12 protein-coding genes and 2 tRNA genes are annotated in these 14,379 nt (G+C 59.9%); 13 read left to right on the top strand and 1 reads right to left on the bottom strand.

Annotated features, from left to right (window positions below):
- Nucleotides 1–187 precede the first annotated feature (187 nt).
- The 13 genes from AAGS40_RS09695 to AAGS40_RS09635 all read left to right on the top strand — a co-directional run bounded on the left by AAGS40_RS09695 (nt 188) and on the right by AAGS40_RS09635 (nt 12,541).
- The gene (locus tag AAGS40_RS09695; protein ID WP_345811054.1) at nt 188–1,117 is read left to right on the top strand and encodes an alpha/beta hydrolase; all 930 of its coding nucleotides are present in this window, start codon (nt 188–190) and stop codon (nt 1,115–1,117) included.
- Nucleotides 1,118–1,210: 93 nt separating this feature from the next.
- Nucleotides 1,211–1,564: a RidA family protein gene (locus AAGS40_RS09690; RefSeq protein ID WP_345811053.1), complete on the top strand. Its 354-nt coding sequence runs from the start codon at nt 1,211–1,213 to the stop codon at nt 1,562–1,564.
- A gap of 75 nt (nt 1,565–1,639) precedes the next feature.
- A complete protein-coding gene (locus AAGS40_RS09685) occupies nt 1,640–3,883 on the top strand; it encodes a bifunctional (p)ppGpp synthetase/guanosine-3',5'-bis(diphosphate) 3'-pyrophosphohydrolase (protein ID WP_345811052.1) in 2,244 nt (747 codons plus the stop codon).
- A 151-nt stretch (nt 3,884–4,034) separates the two neighbouring features.
- Nucleotides 4,035–4,111: transfer RNA gene (locus AAGS40_RS09680), tRNA-Val, on the top strand.
- 263 nt (nt 4,112–4,374) lie between these two features.
- A complete protein-coding gene (gene thrS, locus AAGS40_RS09675) occupies nt 4,375–6,282 on the top strand; it encodes a threonine--tRNA ligase (RefSeq protein ID WP_345811051.1) in 1,908 nt (635 codons plus the stop codon).
- A 45-nt stretch (nt 6,283–6,327) separates the two neighbouring features.
- A complete protein-coding gene (gene infC, locus AAGS40_RS09670; protein ID WP_075643713.1) occupies nt 6,328–6,852 on the top strand; it encodes a translation initiation factor IF-3 in 525 nt (174 codons plus the stop codon).
- 244 nt (nt 6,853–7,096) lie between these two features.
- Nucleotides 7,097–7,294, top strand: coding sequence for a 50S ribosomal protein L35 (gene rpmI / locus AAGS40_RS09665; protein WP_006052501.1), 198 nt, complete (start codon nt 7,097–7,099; stop codon nt 7,292–7,294).
- 29 nt (nt 7,295–7,323) lie between these two features.
- Nucleotides 7,324–7,683: a 50S ribosomal protein L20 gene (rplT, locus tag AAGS40_RS09660; RefSeq protein ID WP_006052502.1), complete on the top strand. Its 360-nt coding sequence runs from the start codon at nt 7,324–7,326 to the stop codon at nt 7,681–7,683.
- Between the two features lie 157 nt (nt 7,684–7,840).
- Nucleotides 7,841–8,854 carry a phenylalanine--tRNA ligase subunit alpha gene (gene pheS, locus AAGS40_RS09655; protein ID WP_345811050.1) on the top strand — a complete coding sequence of 338 codons (1,014 nt, stop codon included), beginning with the start codon at nt 7,841–7,843 and terminating at the stop codon, nt 8,852–8,854.
- Between the two features lie 163 nt (nt 8,855–9,017).
- A complete protein-coding gene (gene pheT / locus AAGS40_RS09650; RefSeq protein ID WP_345811049.1) occupies nt 9,018–11,453 on the top strand; it encodes a phenylalanine--tRNA ligase subunit beta in 2,436 nt (811 codons plus the stop codon).
- Between the two features lie 69 nt (nt 11,454–11,522).
- Complete coding sequence (locus AAGS40_RS09645; RefSeq protein ID WP_345814350.1) at nt 11,523–11,933, top strand: integration host factor subunit alpha; 411 nt, start codon at nt 11,523–11,525, stop codon at nt 11,931–11,933.
- Between the two features lie 46 nt (nt 11,934–11,979).
- Nucleotides 11,980–12,390, top strand: coding sequence for a MerR family transcriptional regulator (locus AAGS40_RS09640; protein ID WP_345811048.1), 411 nt, complete (start codon nt 11,980–11,982; stop codon nt 12,388–12,390).
- 74 nt (nt 12,391–12,464) lie between these two features.
- Nucleotides 12,465–12,541 (top strand) — tRNA-Pro (locus AAGS40_RS09635).
- A gap of 374 nt (nt 12,542–12,915) precedes the next feature.
- On the opposite strand, the gene AAGS40_RS09630 is transcribed toward AAGS40_RS09635, so the two are convergent.
- On the bottom strand, nt 12,916–14,115 hold the full coding sequence (locus tag AAGS40_RS09630; protein WP_345811047.1) for an acyltransferase: 1,200 nt from the start codon (nt 14,113–14,115) through the stop codon (nt 12,916–12,918).
- Between the last annotated feature and the right edge of the window lie 264 nt (nt 14,116–14,379).

Genomic DNA, 14,379 nt, shown 5'->3' with positions numbered 1-14,379 from the left:
TCAACGGTGCGTACGGTCGAAGTTGTCGTGGCTTGTCGTCGCCGCTCGGTCGGCCTTGGATCTGTCCTATGCCATCTGGCCTATCCTTGTCGCGCGGCAAAGCGGTTTACAATCGTTCGAAGATTGGATGCCCGCTGAACTTGCGGCGCCTACGCCGAATCCGCAGCGCTTTTCGCAAGGAACCCAGATGACCTCAACGTCCGGCATGTCCGCCACGTCCTCTTCTGCGGCCGCCCAGTCGGCGCCGCGTCAGCGTTACGTGCAGTGTGCAAGCGCGGCGGGTCTGCACCGCGTCGCATACACCGAATGGGGCGATCCGGCCAATCCCCGTGTGCTGCTGTGTGTGCACGGGCTGACGCGCTCGGGGCGCGACTTCGACCGTCTCGCCGCGCAATTTGCCGGCACCTATCGCGTGGTGTGCCCGGACGTGGTCGGGCGGGGCTTGTCATCGTGGCTCGCGAACCCCAACTTATACACGGTGCCGCAGTACGTGTCGGACATGGTCACGCTGATCGCGCGTCTGAATGTGGAAACGGTGGACTGGTTCGGCACGTCGATGGGCGGCCTGATCGGGCTCGGTCTGGCCGGTCTGCCGGAAACGCCGATCCGCAAGCTGCTGTTGAACGACGTCGGCCCGCATCTGGAGCCGGGCGCGGTGCAGCGTATCGGGGACTACCTCGGCAAGCCGGTGCGTTTTGAATCGCTGCGTCAGGGTATCGACTACGCGGCCTTCCTTGCACGGACCTTCGGGCCGCTCACGGGCGAAGAATGGCGCGAGATCAACACACCGCTTTTGCGTGAAGAAGGAGGCGAATGGGTGTTTCGCTACGACCCACGAATCGCCCAACCTTTTGGTGCCGTTAGCGAAGAAGCGGCGAAGCTTGGCGAGGCGGCGCTGTGGCATTCGCTCGCGTCGTTTCAGGGTCCGGTCCTGGTGGTGCGCGGCGAGCAGTCAGATCTGCTGTCGCGCGAAACCGTTGCGAAAATGGTGGAGACCGGCCACGCCGTTTCGAGCGTTGAAATTGCGGGTGTCGGGCACGCGCCCGCTTTTCTGTCGCCAGATCAGATCCGGATCGCGACGCAGTTCTTCATTGGAGCGGCGCCCGAGGCGTCATAATGTGCAGTTCGGCGCGGCGATTCGCTCCATGTTGCTGGGAGGGCGCCATGCAAATGCTTCTTCGATTAACTTTCAATTCACTCAGGATTCTTCATGGCAGTCATTCGTCATCATGTCGGCAAGCGCCTCTCGGAAACGGCCGTGCACAACGGCACCGTGTATCTCGCGGGCCAGATCGCCGAAGAAACGGATCAGGACATTGCCGGCCAGATGCGCGAAGTGCTCGGCCACATCGACCGGCTGCTCGCTGAAGTGAACAGCGACAAGTCGCACCTGCTGTCCGTGCAGATCTATATCGCTGACCTCGCGCATTTCGACGTCATGAATGCGGTGTGGGACGAGTGGGTTGCTCAAGGGGCAACGCCGCCGCGCGCTACTGTCGAAGCGAAGCTTGCGAACCCGAAGTGCCTGGTCGAAGTGGTCGTGGTCGCAGCGCAGCGCGACTGAGACCGCCGTTTGCATTCGTTGCAGAATCGTCGTTGAGATTCCGTTGATCCGTCTGGCCCGCTCGGCCGTCGCACCATGAATACCGAAATCGTTTCGAGCACGCCGCATCCCCTCCCATCCTTTGACGAAGCGATGGCGTTCGTGCGCGAGCATGCGGGCGAGGTGCGGCTGTCGTCGGGCGAGTTGCTGGCGGATCACGCGGCGGGCACGGCATCGATCATGCGCACGCTGAACGTCGATCCTGCGGCGGTGCTCGCGGCGGCGCTGTTCGCGCTGACGCCGCATCTGCAAGACCCTGAACGCGTGATCGCCGACAACTTCGGCGAAGAGGTCGCGCAACTCGTCGGCGACGTGCGCAAGCTGCTGCGCCTCGGCACGGTGAGCCTGCGCGCCGCGCAAAACGCGATTCCGGAAGCCGGGCGCGACGCCCAGGCCGCGCGCCGCGCGCAGGTGGAAGCGCTGCGCAAGATGTTGCTGGCGTTTGCCCAGGATATTCGCGTGGTGTTGATCCGGCTGGCATCGCGGCTGCAATCGCTGCGGTATTACGCGGCGGCGAAAATTACGCCGTCGCCGGACGTGGCGCGTGAAACGCTGGATATTTACGCGCCGCTCGCGAATCGTCTCGGCATCTGGCAACTGAAGTGGGAACTCGAAGACCTTGCGCTCCGCTTCGAAGAGCCCGTCACCTACAAGCGTATTGCGAAGCTGCTCGACGAGAAGCGCGTAGAGCGTGAAAGCTACGTGGCGAAAGCGATCGCGCGGCTGCAACAGGAACTGGCCGCGGCGAATATTCGCGCCGAGGTGAGCGGACGTCCGAAGCATATCTATAGCATCTGGCGCAAGATGAACGGCAAGGAGCTCGACTTCGCCGAGTTGTACGACGTACGGGCGTTTCGTGTGATCGTGCCGGACATCAAGGATTGCTATACCGTGCTCGGCATCGTGCACAACCTGTGGCAGCCGGTGCCGAAAGAGTTCGACGACTACATTTCGCGTCCCAAGCCGAATGGTTATAAGTCGCTGCATACGGTCGTCATCGGCGACGACGGCCGCGCGTTCGAAGTCCAGATCCGCACGCAGGAGATGCATCGGTTCGCCGAGTATGGTGTGGCTGCGCACTGGCGCTACAAGGAAGCGGGCACGCGCGGCTACGGTGGGCAATTCAGCGCGAACGAGAAGTACGACGAGAAGATTGCGTGGCTGCGTCAACTGCTTGCCTGGAAGGACGAAGTCTCGGAGGGCGAGCACGGCGAGAAACGCGCCGCGCAGCCGTGGGAACAGCTTCGCCAGGCCACGCTCGACGACGACCACATCTACGTGCTGACCCCGCAGGCCCGCGTGATTCCGTTGCCACATGGCGCGACCCCGGTGGATTTCGCCTATCACCTGCATAGTGAACTGGGGCATCGCTGCCGCGGCGCACGCGTGGACGGCGCGATGGTGCCGCTCAACACGCCACTGCAGAACGGGCAGACGGTCGAAATCGTCGCAGTGAAAGAGGGCGGCCCCTCGCGCGACTGGTTGAACCCGCAACTCGGCTATCTGCAGAGCTCACGTGGGCGTCAGAAGGTGCGCGCGTGGTTTAACGCGGTGGAAGTGCAGGAGCACATTGCAAGCGGCCGTGCGATGGTTGAAAAGACCTTGCAACGGGAGGGCAAGACGTCGGTCAACCTCGATCAGCTGGCTGCGAAGCTGGGTTTCAAGACAACGGACGATCTGTTCTCGGTGGTCGGCAAGGAAGAATTCAGCTTGCGACTCGTCGAACAGGCACTGCATGATGCGCCGCCGCCCGAGCCCGTGGTCGAAGCGCCCGAGCAGTTCGAGAAGCGCAGCAGTGGCGCGAGCGTGGCGCGCGGCGCATCCACCGGGGTGCTCGTGGTCGGCGTGGATGCATTGCTCACTCAACTGGCACGCTGCTGCCGGCCCGCGCCACCTGACGATATCTGCGGCTTCGTTACGCGTGGCAAGGGCATGTCGATTCATCGCAGCGACTGTCCGACGTTCGTGCGCATGGCCGACCGTTCGCCTGAGCGCGTGTTGCAAACGGCGTGGTCGGCGGACGTGATGAGCGGGCGCGGCCAGTCCGTGTATCCGGTCGATCTTTCCATCGAGGCCACGGATCGGCAAGGACTGTTGCGCGATATCTCGGAGGTGTTTGCGCGCGAGAAGATGAACGTGATCGGCGTGAAAACGCAGACGCGTCGCAATGCGGCGTTCATGCAGTTCACCGTGGAGGTGTCGAGCGCGGCGCAGATTCAGCGTGCGTGCACTTTGCTCGGCGAGGTCACGGGTGTCGTAAAAGCATTGCGAAAGAGTTGAGGTGCTTCGACACGTGTCGCTGTATCGCGCCTATGTTATTGGATGTAGTCGTGATGCCGCGTCGGTGGTTTGACGTGAGCATGGGGTTTTGAAGTCGGTTCATAAAAGTACTTGCCAAGCGGTGCGCTGCTCCATATAATCTCGTTTCTCTAGGCTCGTAGCTCAGCTGGTTAGAGCACCACCTTGACATGGTGGGGGTCGTTGGTTCGAGTCCAATCGAGCCTACCAACGAAAATGAAATCCTGGTTCTGCCGGGGTTTCGCAAACCGCAGTAAGCGCCTTTGGCGCAAAAGGCGAATACGGTTATGACACCGCGAACGTTGACCGAAATCACTTCGGAGCGACGCTAGTCGAGGACCACTTTCGCCACTGTAGTTTGCAAGATATGTGAATGCGGCCCCTCGAAAGCGGGGCCGCATTTTTTTTGGTTTTTGATCTGGTTGAACTTGCCGCCGCGCGTGCCACCGCGGGTCGGCTCCACGGAGAACGCAATGGTTTCGATACGTCTGCCTGACGGTTCTGTTCGACAGTACGAGCATCCGGTGACCGTCGCTGAAGTGGCGGCTTCCATCGGCCCGGGCCTCGCCAAGGCCGCGCTCGGCGGCAAGATCGACGGCGAACTGGTGGATACGTCCGCGTTGATCGATCACGACGTGGCACTCGCTATCGTCACCGAGAAAGACGCCGACGGTCTCGATATCATTCGTCACTCCGCAGCGCACTTGCTCGCGTACGCGGTGAAGGATCTGTATCCGGAAGCGCAGGTCACGATCGGCCCGGTGATCGATAACGGCTTTTACTACGACTTCGCGTACAACCGTCCCTTCACGCCGGAAGATCTCGAGAAGATCGAAAAGCGCATGCAGGAACTTGCGAAGAAAGACGAGCCGGTGTCGCGTCGTGTGGTGTCGCGCGACGAAGCGGTAGACTACTTCAAGAGCATTGGCGAGAAGTACAAGGCCGAGATCATCGAATCGATTCCGTCCACCGACGAAATCAAGCTCTATTCGCACGGCGGCTTCACGGATCTGTGTCGTGGTCCGCACGTGCCGTCCACGGGCAAGCTGAAGGTCTTCAAGCTGATGAAGGTTGCGGGCGCTTATTGGCGCGGCGACTCGAAGAACGAACAGTTGCAGCGCATCTACGGCACGGCCTGGACGAAGAAAGAAGATCAGGAAGCGTATCTGCACATGCTCGAGGAAGCGGAGAAGCGCGACCACCGCAAGCTCGGCAAGCAGCTCGACCTGTTCCACATGCAGGACGAGTCGCCGGGCATGGTGTTCTGGCATCCGCGCGGCTGGACGTTGTGGCAGCAGGTCGAGCAGTACATGCGCCGTCGCGTGAACGATGCGGGATACCTCGAAATCAAGACCCCGATGATCATGGACCGGTCGCTCTGGGAAGCGTCGGGCCATTGGCAGAACTATCGTGAAAACATGTTCACGACGGAGTCGGAAAAGCGCGACTACGCGATCAAGCCGATGAACTGCCCGGGGCACGTGCAGGTGTTCAATCACGGTTTGCGCTCGTATCGCGACCTGCCGCTGCGTTACGCGGAGTTCGGCTCGTGCCACCGTAACGAGTCGTCTGGCGCGCTGCACGGTCTGATGCGCGTGCGCGGTTTCGTACAGGACGACGCGCATATTTTCTGCACGGAAGACCAGTTTATCAGCGAGTCGATCGCATTCAACACGCTGGCCATGAGCGTGTACAAGGACTTCGGCTTCGAGAATGTCGATATCAAGTTGTCGTTGCGCCCGGATGCGCGCGCCGGTACGGACGAGACGTGGGATCGTGCGGAGCAGGGGCTGCGCGAAGCGTTGACGGCGTGCGGCGTGACGTGGGAAGAGCTGCCTGGCGAAGGCGCGTTCTACGGTCCGAAGGTCGAATACCACATCAAGGACGCGCTTGGCCGCTCGTGGCAATGCGGCACGTTGCAGCTCGATATGGTGTTGCCGGAGCGGCTCGGCGCGGAGTACGTCGCAGAGGACAACAGCCGCCGCCGGCCGATCATGCTGCACCGGGCAATCGTCGGATCAATGGAGCGCTTTCTCGGCATTCTGATCGAGCACCACGCCGGTGCAATGCCTGCGTGGCTCGCGCCGATGCAGGTTGTGGTGATGAATATCGCCGAAAGTCAGTCCGAATACGCTCAGTCTTTAGCCCAATCGTTGCAAAAACAAGGGGTTAGAGTAGAGGCCGATTTGCGCAACGAGAAGATTAGCTATAAAATACGTGAGCACACGCTGGAAAAGGTGCCGTATCTGCTTGTGGTCGGCGACAAAGAGCGTGAAGCCAAAACGGTAGCCGTGCGTGCCCGTGGTGGTGTCGATCTGGGCGTTATGCCGCTCGACACCTTCGTTGAACGTCTGCGCGAAGACGTGCAGTCGTTCAATTAAGCCACCTGGCAGCCGGCTTCTTTTAATTTTTAGAGGAAACGTAACATCGCTACTGATAAGTCTGCGCACCGCATCAACGGTGAAATTACTGCACCCGAGGTGCGTCTGGTCGGCGTCGAGAATGAACCGCTCGGCATCGTGAAACTCGCTGATGCGTTCCGAATGTCGGAACAGCAAGACGTGGATCTGGTCGAAATCGCTCCCCAGGCGGTCCCGCCGGTTTGCCGACTGATGGATTACGGCAAGTTCAAGTACCAGGAAGCGAAGAAGCAGCACGAGGCCAAGCTCAAGCAGAAGGTCATCCAGGTCAAGGAAGTCAAATTCCGGCCGGGCACTGACGACGGCGACTACAACGTCAAGCTGCGCAACCTCGTCCGCTTCCTCGAAGACGGCGACAAGACGAAAATCACGTTGCGTTTCCGCGGCCGCGAGATGGCTCACCAGGAAATCGGTATGCGCATGCTCGAGCGCCTGCGCACGGACCTCGACGAAGTCGGTCAGGTGGAGCAAATGCCGAAAATGGAAGGGCGCCAGATGATCATGGTGCTCGCGCCGAAGAAAAAGAAGTAACAGCTGGAGCAGCGGCGCGCCGTGTGGCGCGCGCTCCAGTTGCCGAAGATTGAAGGGGCGGTGCCGGGTCGCCGGTGTTGCGCCAGCAGGTTTCGGAGCGTCGCCTGTATAATGCGCGTCGCTTTCCGAAAAGCGGCTGCCGATCGTATTAGCAGTCTGCATACCAAGTGGAGTGGGTTTCGAAGGGCGGGTAGTGGCCAACAGGCCGACCGCACACCCATATCCATCAAATAATGGAGTTGTCATGCCGAAGATGAAGACCAAGAAGAGTGCTGCAAAGCGCTTCGTGGTGCGTCCAGGCGGTACCGTCAAGCGCGGTCAAGCCTTCAAGCGCCACATTCTGACGAAGAAAACCACCAAGAACAAACGCCATCTGCGCGGTTCGACGGCAGTTCATGATTCCGATCTGAACTCCGTACGCGCAATGCTGCCGTTCGCTTAACCCTTAACCGACACTCATAGGAGCGAAACATGCCTCGAGTAAAACGTGGGGTTACCGCACGGGCCCGTCACAAGAAGATCATCAAGCTGGCCAAGGGTTACCGCGGCCGTCGCAATAACGTCTATCGCATCGCCAAGCAGGCGGTCATGCGCGCAGGCCAATACGCCTATCGCGATCGCCGCAACAAGAAGCGTGTGTTCCGTGCATTGTGGATCACGCGTATCAACGCGGCGGTGCGTCAGCACGACATGACGTACAGCGTGTTCATCAACGGCCTGAAGAAGGCTTCGATCGAACTCGACCGCAAGGTGCTGGCCGACATGGCTGTGTTCGACAAGGCTGCTTTTGCTGCGATCGTTCAGCAGGTGAAAGCCGCCGTTGCAGCCTGATTGCGCTTCTGGCAATTAACACTGCGTGGTTCGTTGCAGCGAACATCCGGTTGTCTCGGTGACGCTGCAGCAAAAACGGGGCTCCTCACCGAGCCCCGTTTTTGTTGGTAGAACCCTTTTGCTTCGATTGAACACTGACGTTGAAATGATGGGATCAATGGATCTGGACCAGATTGTCGCCGACGCGCAAAAAGCCTTCGCAGAAGCCACCGACGTCACCACCCTCGAGAACGAGAAAGCCCGCTTTCTTGGTAAATCGGGTGCGCTGACCGAGCTGCTGAAAGGCCTCGGCAAGCTCGATCCCGAGGCGCGCAAGACCGAAGGCGCACGGATCAACCTCGTCAAGCAACAGGTGGAAGCCGCATTGACGGCCCGTCGTCAGGCGCTGGCCGACGCGTTGCTGAACCAGCGGCTCGCGGCTGAAGCGATCGACGTGACGTTGCCCGGCCGTGGCACCGGCACCGGGAGCCTGCATCCGGTCATGCACACGTGGGAGCGCGTGGAGCAGATCTTCCGTACGATCGGATTCGATGTGGCCGACGGTCCCGAGATTGAAACCGACTGGTACAACTTCACCTCGCTGAACAGCCCGGAAAATCATCCGGCGCGTTCAATGCAAGACACTTTTTACGTCGACGGCAAAGACGCCGACGGTCGTCAGCTGCTGCTGCGCACGCATACGAGCCCGATGCAGGTGCGCTACGCGCGCACCAACAAGCCGCCTATCAAGGTGATCGTGCCGGGCCGCACGTATCGTGTGGACAGCGACGCCACTCACTCGCCGATGTTCAATCAGGTCGAAGGCCTGTGGATCGACGAGAACATCAGCTTTGCGGATCTGAAGGGCGTCTACAGCGACTTCCTCAAGAAGTTTTTCGAGCGCGACGACATTCAGGTGCGTTTCCGTCCGTCGTACTTTCCGTTTACCGAACCGTCGGCCGAGATCGACATGCTGTTCGAAACGGGCAAGAACGCAGGCAAGTGGCTCGAGATTTCCGGCTCCGGGCAAGTGCATCCTACCGTGATCCGCAACATGGGCCTCGACCCTGAGCGCTACATTGGTTTCGCGTTCGGCAGCGGTCTCGAACGTCTCACCATGTTGCGTTATGGCGTGCAGGACTTGCGTCTGTTTTTCGACAACGACCTGCGTTTCCTGCGTCAATTCGCTTGAAGCGGCGCGTACGAACGCGGCAAGCATCGCGCGCGGCACAGCACGGAGTGCGTGTCGCGACAGCGTCCCCGACAGTATCCTGCCGAGTCGTCCTACGAGCGGCGAGTCACGCGAAAGCACCTGCCGGACGTGGACCTAACCTGATCAGAACGTACACAGAACCATGCAATTCCCGGAATCCTGGCTAAGAACCTTCGTCGATCCGCAAATGACGACCGACGAACTGTCGCACGCGTTGACGATGGCAGGTCTCGAAGTCGAAGACCTGCGGCCGGCCGCGCCGCCGACGTCGAAGATCGTCGTCGGTCAGGTGCTGGAAGTCGCCAAGCACCCGGACGCGGACAAGCTCAACGTATGTCAGGTGGACGCCGGCACCGGCGCGACGCTGAACATTGTGTGCGGTGCGCCGAACGTGGCGCCTGGCATCAAGGTGCCCGTGGCGTTGGTCGGCGCGCAATTGCCGCCGGCCGAAGAGGGCGGCGCGCCGTTTGCGATCAAGCTTTCGAAGCTGCGTGGCGTGGAAAGCCAGGGCATGTTGTGCTCGGCACGCGAGCTGAAGCTGTCGGAAGATCATAGCGGGCTGATGATCCTGCCGGAAGATACGCCGATCGGCGAGGACATCCGCAAAGCGCTGAATCTGGACGACACCGTTTTCGAAGTCAAGCTGACGCCGAACAAAGCCGACTGTCTGTCCGTGTTCGGCGTGGCGCGCGAAACGTCGGCAATCACCGGCGCGCCGCTGCGTCCGCTCGAGATCAAGCCCGCGCCAGTCAAACTCAGCGAGACGCTGCCGGTCACCATCTCGGCCCCTGATCTGTGCGGCCGTTTTTCCGGTCGCGTGATTCGCGGCGTGAATGCGCGCGCGAAGTCGCCGGCGTGGATGGTCGAGCGTCTCGAACGTTCCGGCCAGCGCAGCATCTCGGCGCTCGTCGACATCTCGAACTATGTGATGCTCGAACTCGGCCGACCGTCGCATGTGTTCGATCTCGACAAGATCCACGGCGGCATGGACGTGCGCTGGGCTCGCAAGGGCGAGACGCTCAAGCTGCTGAACGGCAATACCGTCGAGCTGGACGAAACCGTTGGCGTGATCGCCGACGAACAGCACATCGAAAGTCTCGCGGGCATCATGGGTGGTGACAGCACGGCTGTTACGCTCGATACCACTAACATCTACCTGGAAGCCGCGTTCTGGTGGCCAGACAGCATTCGTGGCCGCTCGCGCAAATACAACTTTTCGACGGACGCAGGTCATCGGTTCGAACGCGGCGTCGACTATGCGACCACGGTCGAGCACATCGAGCGCATCACGCAACTGATCCTCGACATCTGCGGCGGCGAAGCCGGTCCTGTGGACGACCAGATCGTCAACCTTCCGCATCGCGAGCCGGTGAAGATGCGCGTGTCGCGCGCGAACCGCATCATCGGTATCAAGATCGGCGCCGACGAAATCGCGCAGATTTTCAAGCGCCTCGGCCTTGCGTTCGAACTCGACGGCGAGACCTTCTCGGTTACGCCGCCGTCTTACCGCTTCGATATCGAGATTGAAGAAGACCTGATCGAAGAGGTCGCACGCATTTACGGCTTCGAGAAAATTCCGGCGCGGCCGCCGGTCGCGACAAGCGAGATGCGCGCGACCAACGAAACGCAGCGCTCGATCCACATGATCCGTCACGCGCTCGCCGCGCGCGACTACGCGGAGACGGTCAATTTCAGTTTCGTCGACGCCGAATGGGAACGCGACTTTGCCGGCAACGACAAGCCCGTACGTCTGCTTAATCCCATTGCAAGCCAGCTGTCCGTCATGCGTACCACGCTGTTCGGCAGCCTGATCAACGTTTTGCGCACGAACCTGAACCGCCGCGCGGCGGATCGCGTCCGTGTGTTCGAAGCGGGCCGCGTGTTCCTGCATGATCCGTCGATCAAGGCCGGTGAGTTGACTGTCGAAGGTTTCGCTCAGCCGAAGATGATCGGTGCGCTCGCCTACGGTCCCGCGCTCGACGAGCAGTGGGGCGCACCGACGCGCGGGGTCGATTACTTCGACGTGAAGGGCGATCTGGAAGCGTTGCTTGCACCGGCGGTCGCGCGCTTCGTGAAGGCGGAACATCCGGCGCTGCATCCGGGGCGCAGCGCGCGTGTCGAGTTGAATGGACGCGCAGTCGGCTGGATTGGCGAATTGCACCCGCGCTGGATGCAAAAATATGATTTACCGCACGCGCCGATTCTGTTTGAAATCGAAGCAGAAGCATTAATGCAGCGCGTATTGCCTATCCCGTCGGATGTGTCCAGATTCCCGCCGGTGCGTCGTGATATTGCGGTTGTCGTCGATCAGAAAATCGAGGCTCAGGCGCTGCTGGACGAGCTTCACAAGGCTCAGTCCGAGCCTGCCTGCAAGACCGTTCAGAGGGTTGCACTTTTTGACGAATTCCGTCCAAAATCAAACACTTCCGGTGGCCTGGCCGCTCACGAGAAAAGCCTTGCGTTCCGTGTGACCTTGCAAGATACTGGCGGAACCCTTCAGGATGAAACGGTCGATCTGGCTATTCAAACTCTTGTGGAACGTCTGGCTCGAGTATATGGCGCACGGTTGCGCGGATAACCCGCATTTAACAATTGCACGGCTGTTTCCGCATCCATTGTTTTCTGCTTGGCGCGCCATTTGATAGATATGAATGAAATGAACTCGAGTGATTTCGAAGCCCTTCTTACGGCGCAACGTAGCGCCATGATCCGCGACATTCCGACATCACCCGCCGTCGTTCCCACTGAAACGCCGACGCTTACCAAGGCGGAGCTTGCCGAGTTGCTGTTCGACAATGTCGGGCTCAACAAGCGGGAAGCGAAGGACATGGTCGAAGCGTTTTTCGAGGTGATTCGCGATGCGCTTGAGAGCGGCGACAGTGTGAAGCTGTCGGGGTTCGGCAACTTCCAGTTGCGCGACAAGCCGCAGCGTCCCGGCAGAAATCCGAAGACGGGCGAAGCCATCCCGATTGCTGCGCGCCGTGTCGTCACGTTCCATGCAAGTCAAAAGCTGAAGGCGCTGGTTGAGAATGGCGCCGAGGCGAGCTTCACGCGCTGATCGACTGGCGCGTTCCTGCGCAACCCACCACGACGGCTAACTGACGATGACAGCGACGATCGAAAAAGTCGTCTTGCCTCCGATTCCGGCGAAGCGCTACTTCACGATTGGTGAGGTTAGCGAACTATGCGGTGTGAAGCCGCATGTGTTGCGCTACTGGGAGCAGGAGTTCACGCAGTTGAGGCCGGTCAAACGGCGCGGCAATCGCCGGTACTATCAGCATCACGAGGTGCTGCTGATCCGGCGAATCCGCGAGTTGCTGTACGAGCAGGGCTTTACGATCAACGGCGCGCGTAACCGGCTCGATTCTCATGGCGGCGGCGCGCACGGTGCGCCGGCTGCGGCAATCGAAGAGGGCGAGGGCGTTGCGGTCGCAGCGTCGACGTCTACTGTAGCAGTGGACGTCGATCAGTTGCGCAATGAACTGCAGGGCGTGATTGATCTGCTGGGCAGTTAATCGAGGCATCAAGCGCTTTGTTCACGCAGAGCAGTTCTATTCGAATGAAGTGTCTGTTATAATTTTTAGCTGTTCGGGGCGTAGCGCAGCCTGGTAGCGTACCTGCATGGGGTGCAGGTGGTCGGAGGTTCAAATCCTCTCGCCCCGACCAAGATCAAAGCCGCACGCCGTAAGGTGTTGCGGCTTTTTCTATGGGCGGTCACCTGAACACATACTTGAGAATCAAACTAGGGACTTCCAACGTCCCTTTCTCCATCAGCTGAAGAGAATGCCGCACGGGCGGCCCCTGAAGAGCCATCTCAACGACCGCAGAACGTTGATAGTGTCGCGAAACTCCCAGGCTCGAACAGAAGCATGTAGAAGGTGTGCACATAACGCGTCGCGTGCGTTCGAAAGGCGCGTACCTGTGTGGGCACGGGTCATCTGCTATAGACGCCTCACCAAGATCCACGTGAGCCAATTCGCGAACGAACAAAAAAATGCTCCCCCCGGCGACAATGCGATTGCCATCACCGCATCTGATTCTCAAGCCGCCTCTGAGTGATCGGACATGGCATCGCGCGGTTTGGCACTCGTCGCCGCTGCGGCACGCTGGTGTCGCGGCAAGAAGATGAAATCCGCGGCGAAGCGTGAGAACGCGATGGATCGTCCATCGACCCACGTCGCGTACAGGCCAGCGAGAATGTATGAGAGCAGGAGAGTGGCCGCCGCAGCCGCCACGCGTCCGTAGGTATCGAGATGCATCGTCACGAATCTGGCGTAGATCCATAATCCGACACTGACCAGCACCGACAGATGAATCAGATAGAGGGAGAAAGAGCGCCGTCCGAGTTCTTTGAACCTCGAAAGGAAGGCCGCGACTGACGCGTTGGTCAGCACGATCCATACAGTTAAGGTGCTGGCAATCGCATTGCCTATGTGTACGAAGTCGGTGATCTGTCCGTTCGCGGTGATGGTCAGGAACTCGAAGACCTTATGCGAGTAAGAGCCAGGCGTGCTGCCTCCGAGCCACAGAGCCAGCAGCAACGTCACACACGCGGTCATGCCGCCGGTCGGCTTCCGTTTGCCGTCTGCCAGCCAGATGCCAGCGATGAAACAGGCGTAATAGACCCCGGCATTGACGCACGTGGTAAGGACGACAACCGCGACGATATACACGAGCGCTCGCCTCTGGAGCCGAGCGGCCAACAGACAGAATGCGAAAGTTATCAGTGAGCCCAGAAACTCATACTTCATCGTCCAGACAACGGGGTTATAGGAGTCGGCTCCATCGAGCAGAAACGCGCGCCATAGACCGTCGTCGAGCGCGCGCGTAATCGACGTTGGAGCGGTGTAGGCCCAGCTTAGCCATACGGGCGCGCCCGGTGCGTGTGCGAGATTTGCGCCGGCCAGAAGGAGCGCATAACCAATGAGGATCGAGAGCAGCACGGGCGGCATCAGGCGAAAGTATCGGCGGCCAAACAGATCGGCGATAGCTTTTGAATCGCCGGTTTGCCAGAACTTGGCCGTCAACACGTATCCACTCATGACGAAAAATATGCAGACTGCAAAGTTTCCGCTGAATAAGACGGTCAACGGCGAGTTAAATACCCAGTCCTGCCATGCGCCATGCGGGGTATGGATGATGTTGACTTGGGTATTCGGCCAGAAGGCAAGCGTTAGATGAGACAGAATCACCATGACGGCGGCAACGCCCCGCAGACCCTCAAGAGCCTGATTTTTCATTGTTTGACGCAGTGAATTTTGAGATGCCGTGATTATGCCTTACGTTTTCTTACCGATCATTTACGGATCTTCGCAACAGGTCGGCAATCTGCGCTTTGCTTTGCGCCTGGATCACGTGCAACGCGGAATCAGCTGGAGGCCTTCGCCCTATTGGCCTCCCAGTGGCGGTGAGACCTCGTCCGTTGGGCGTCCTTGCGCCCGCGAATGCTGCCTGCGTGTCCCAACGACTATCCCCGTTGATGTCGCGCAAAACGAAGGTCGTTG

The sequence above is a fragment of the Paraburkholderia sp. PREW-6R genome, from assembly GCF_039621805.1.
Lineage (GTDB): Bacteria > Pseudomonadota > Gammaproteobacteria > Burkholderiales > Burkholderiaceae > Paraburkholderia.
Note: the sequence above shows the minus strand (reverse complement) of the source record. Positions and strands in the feature narration are given on the sequence as shown.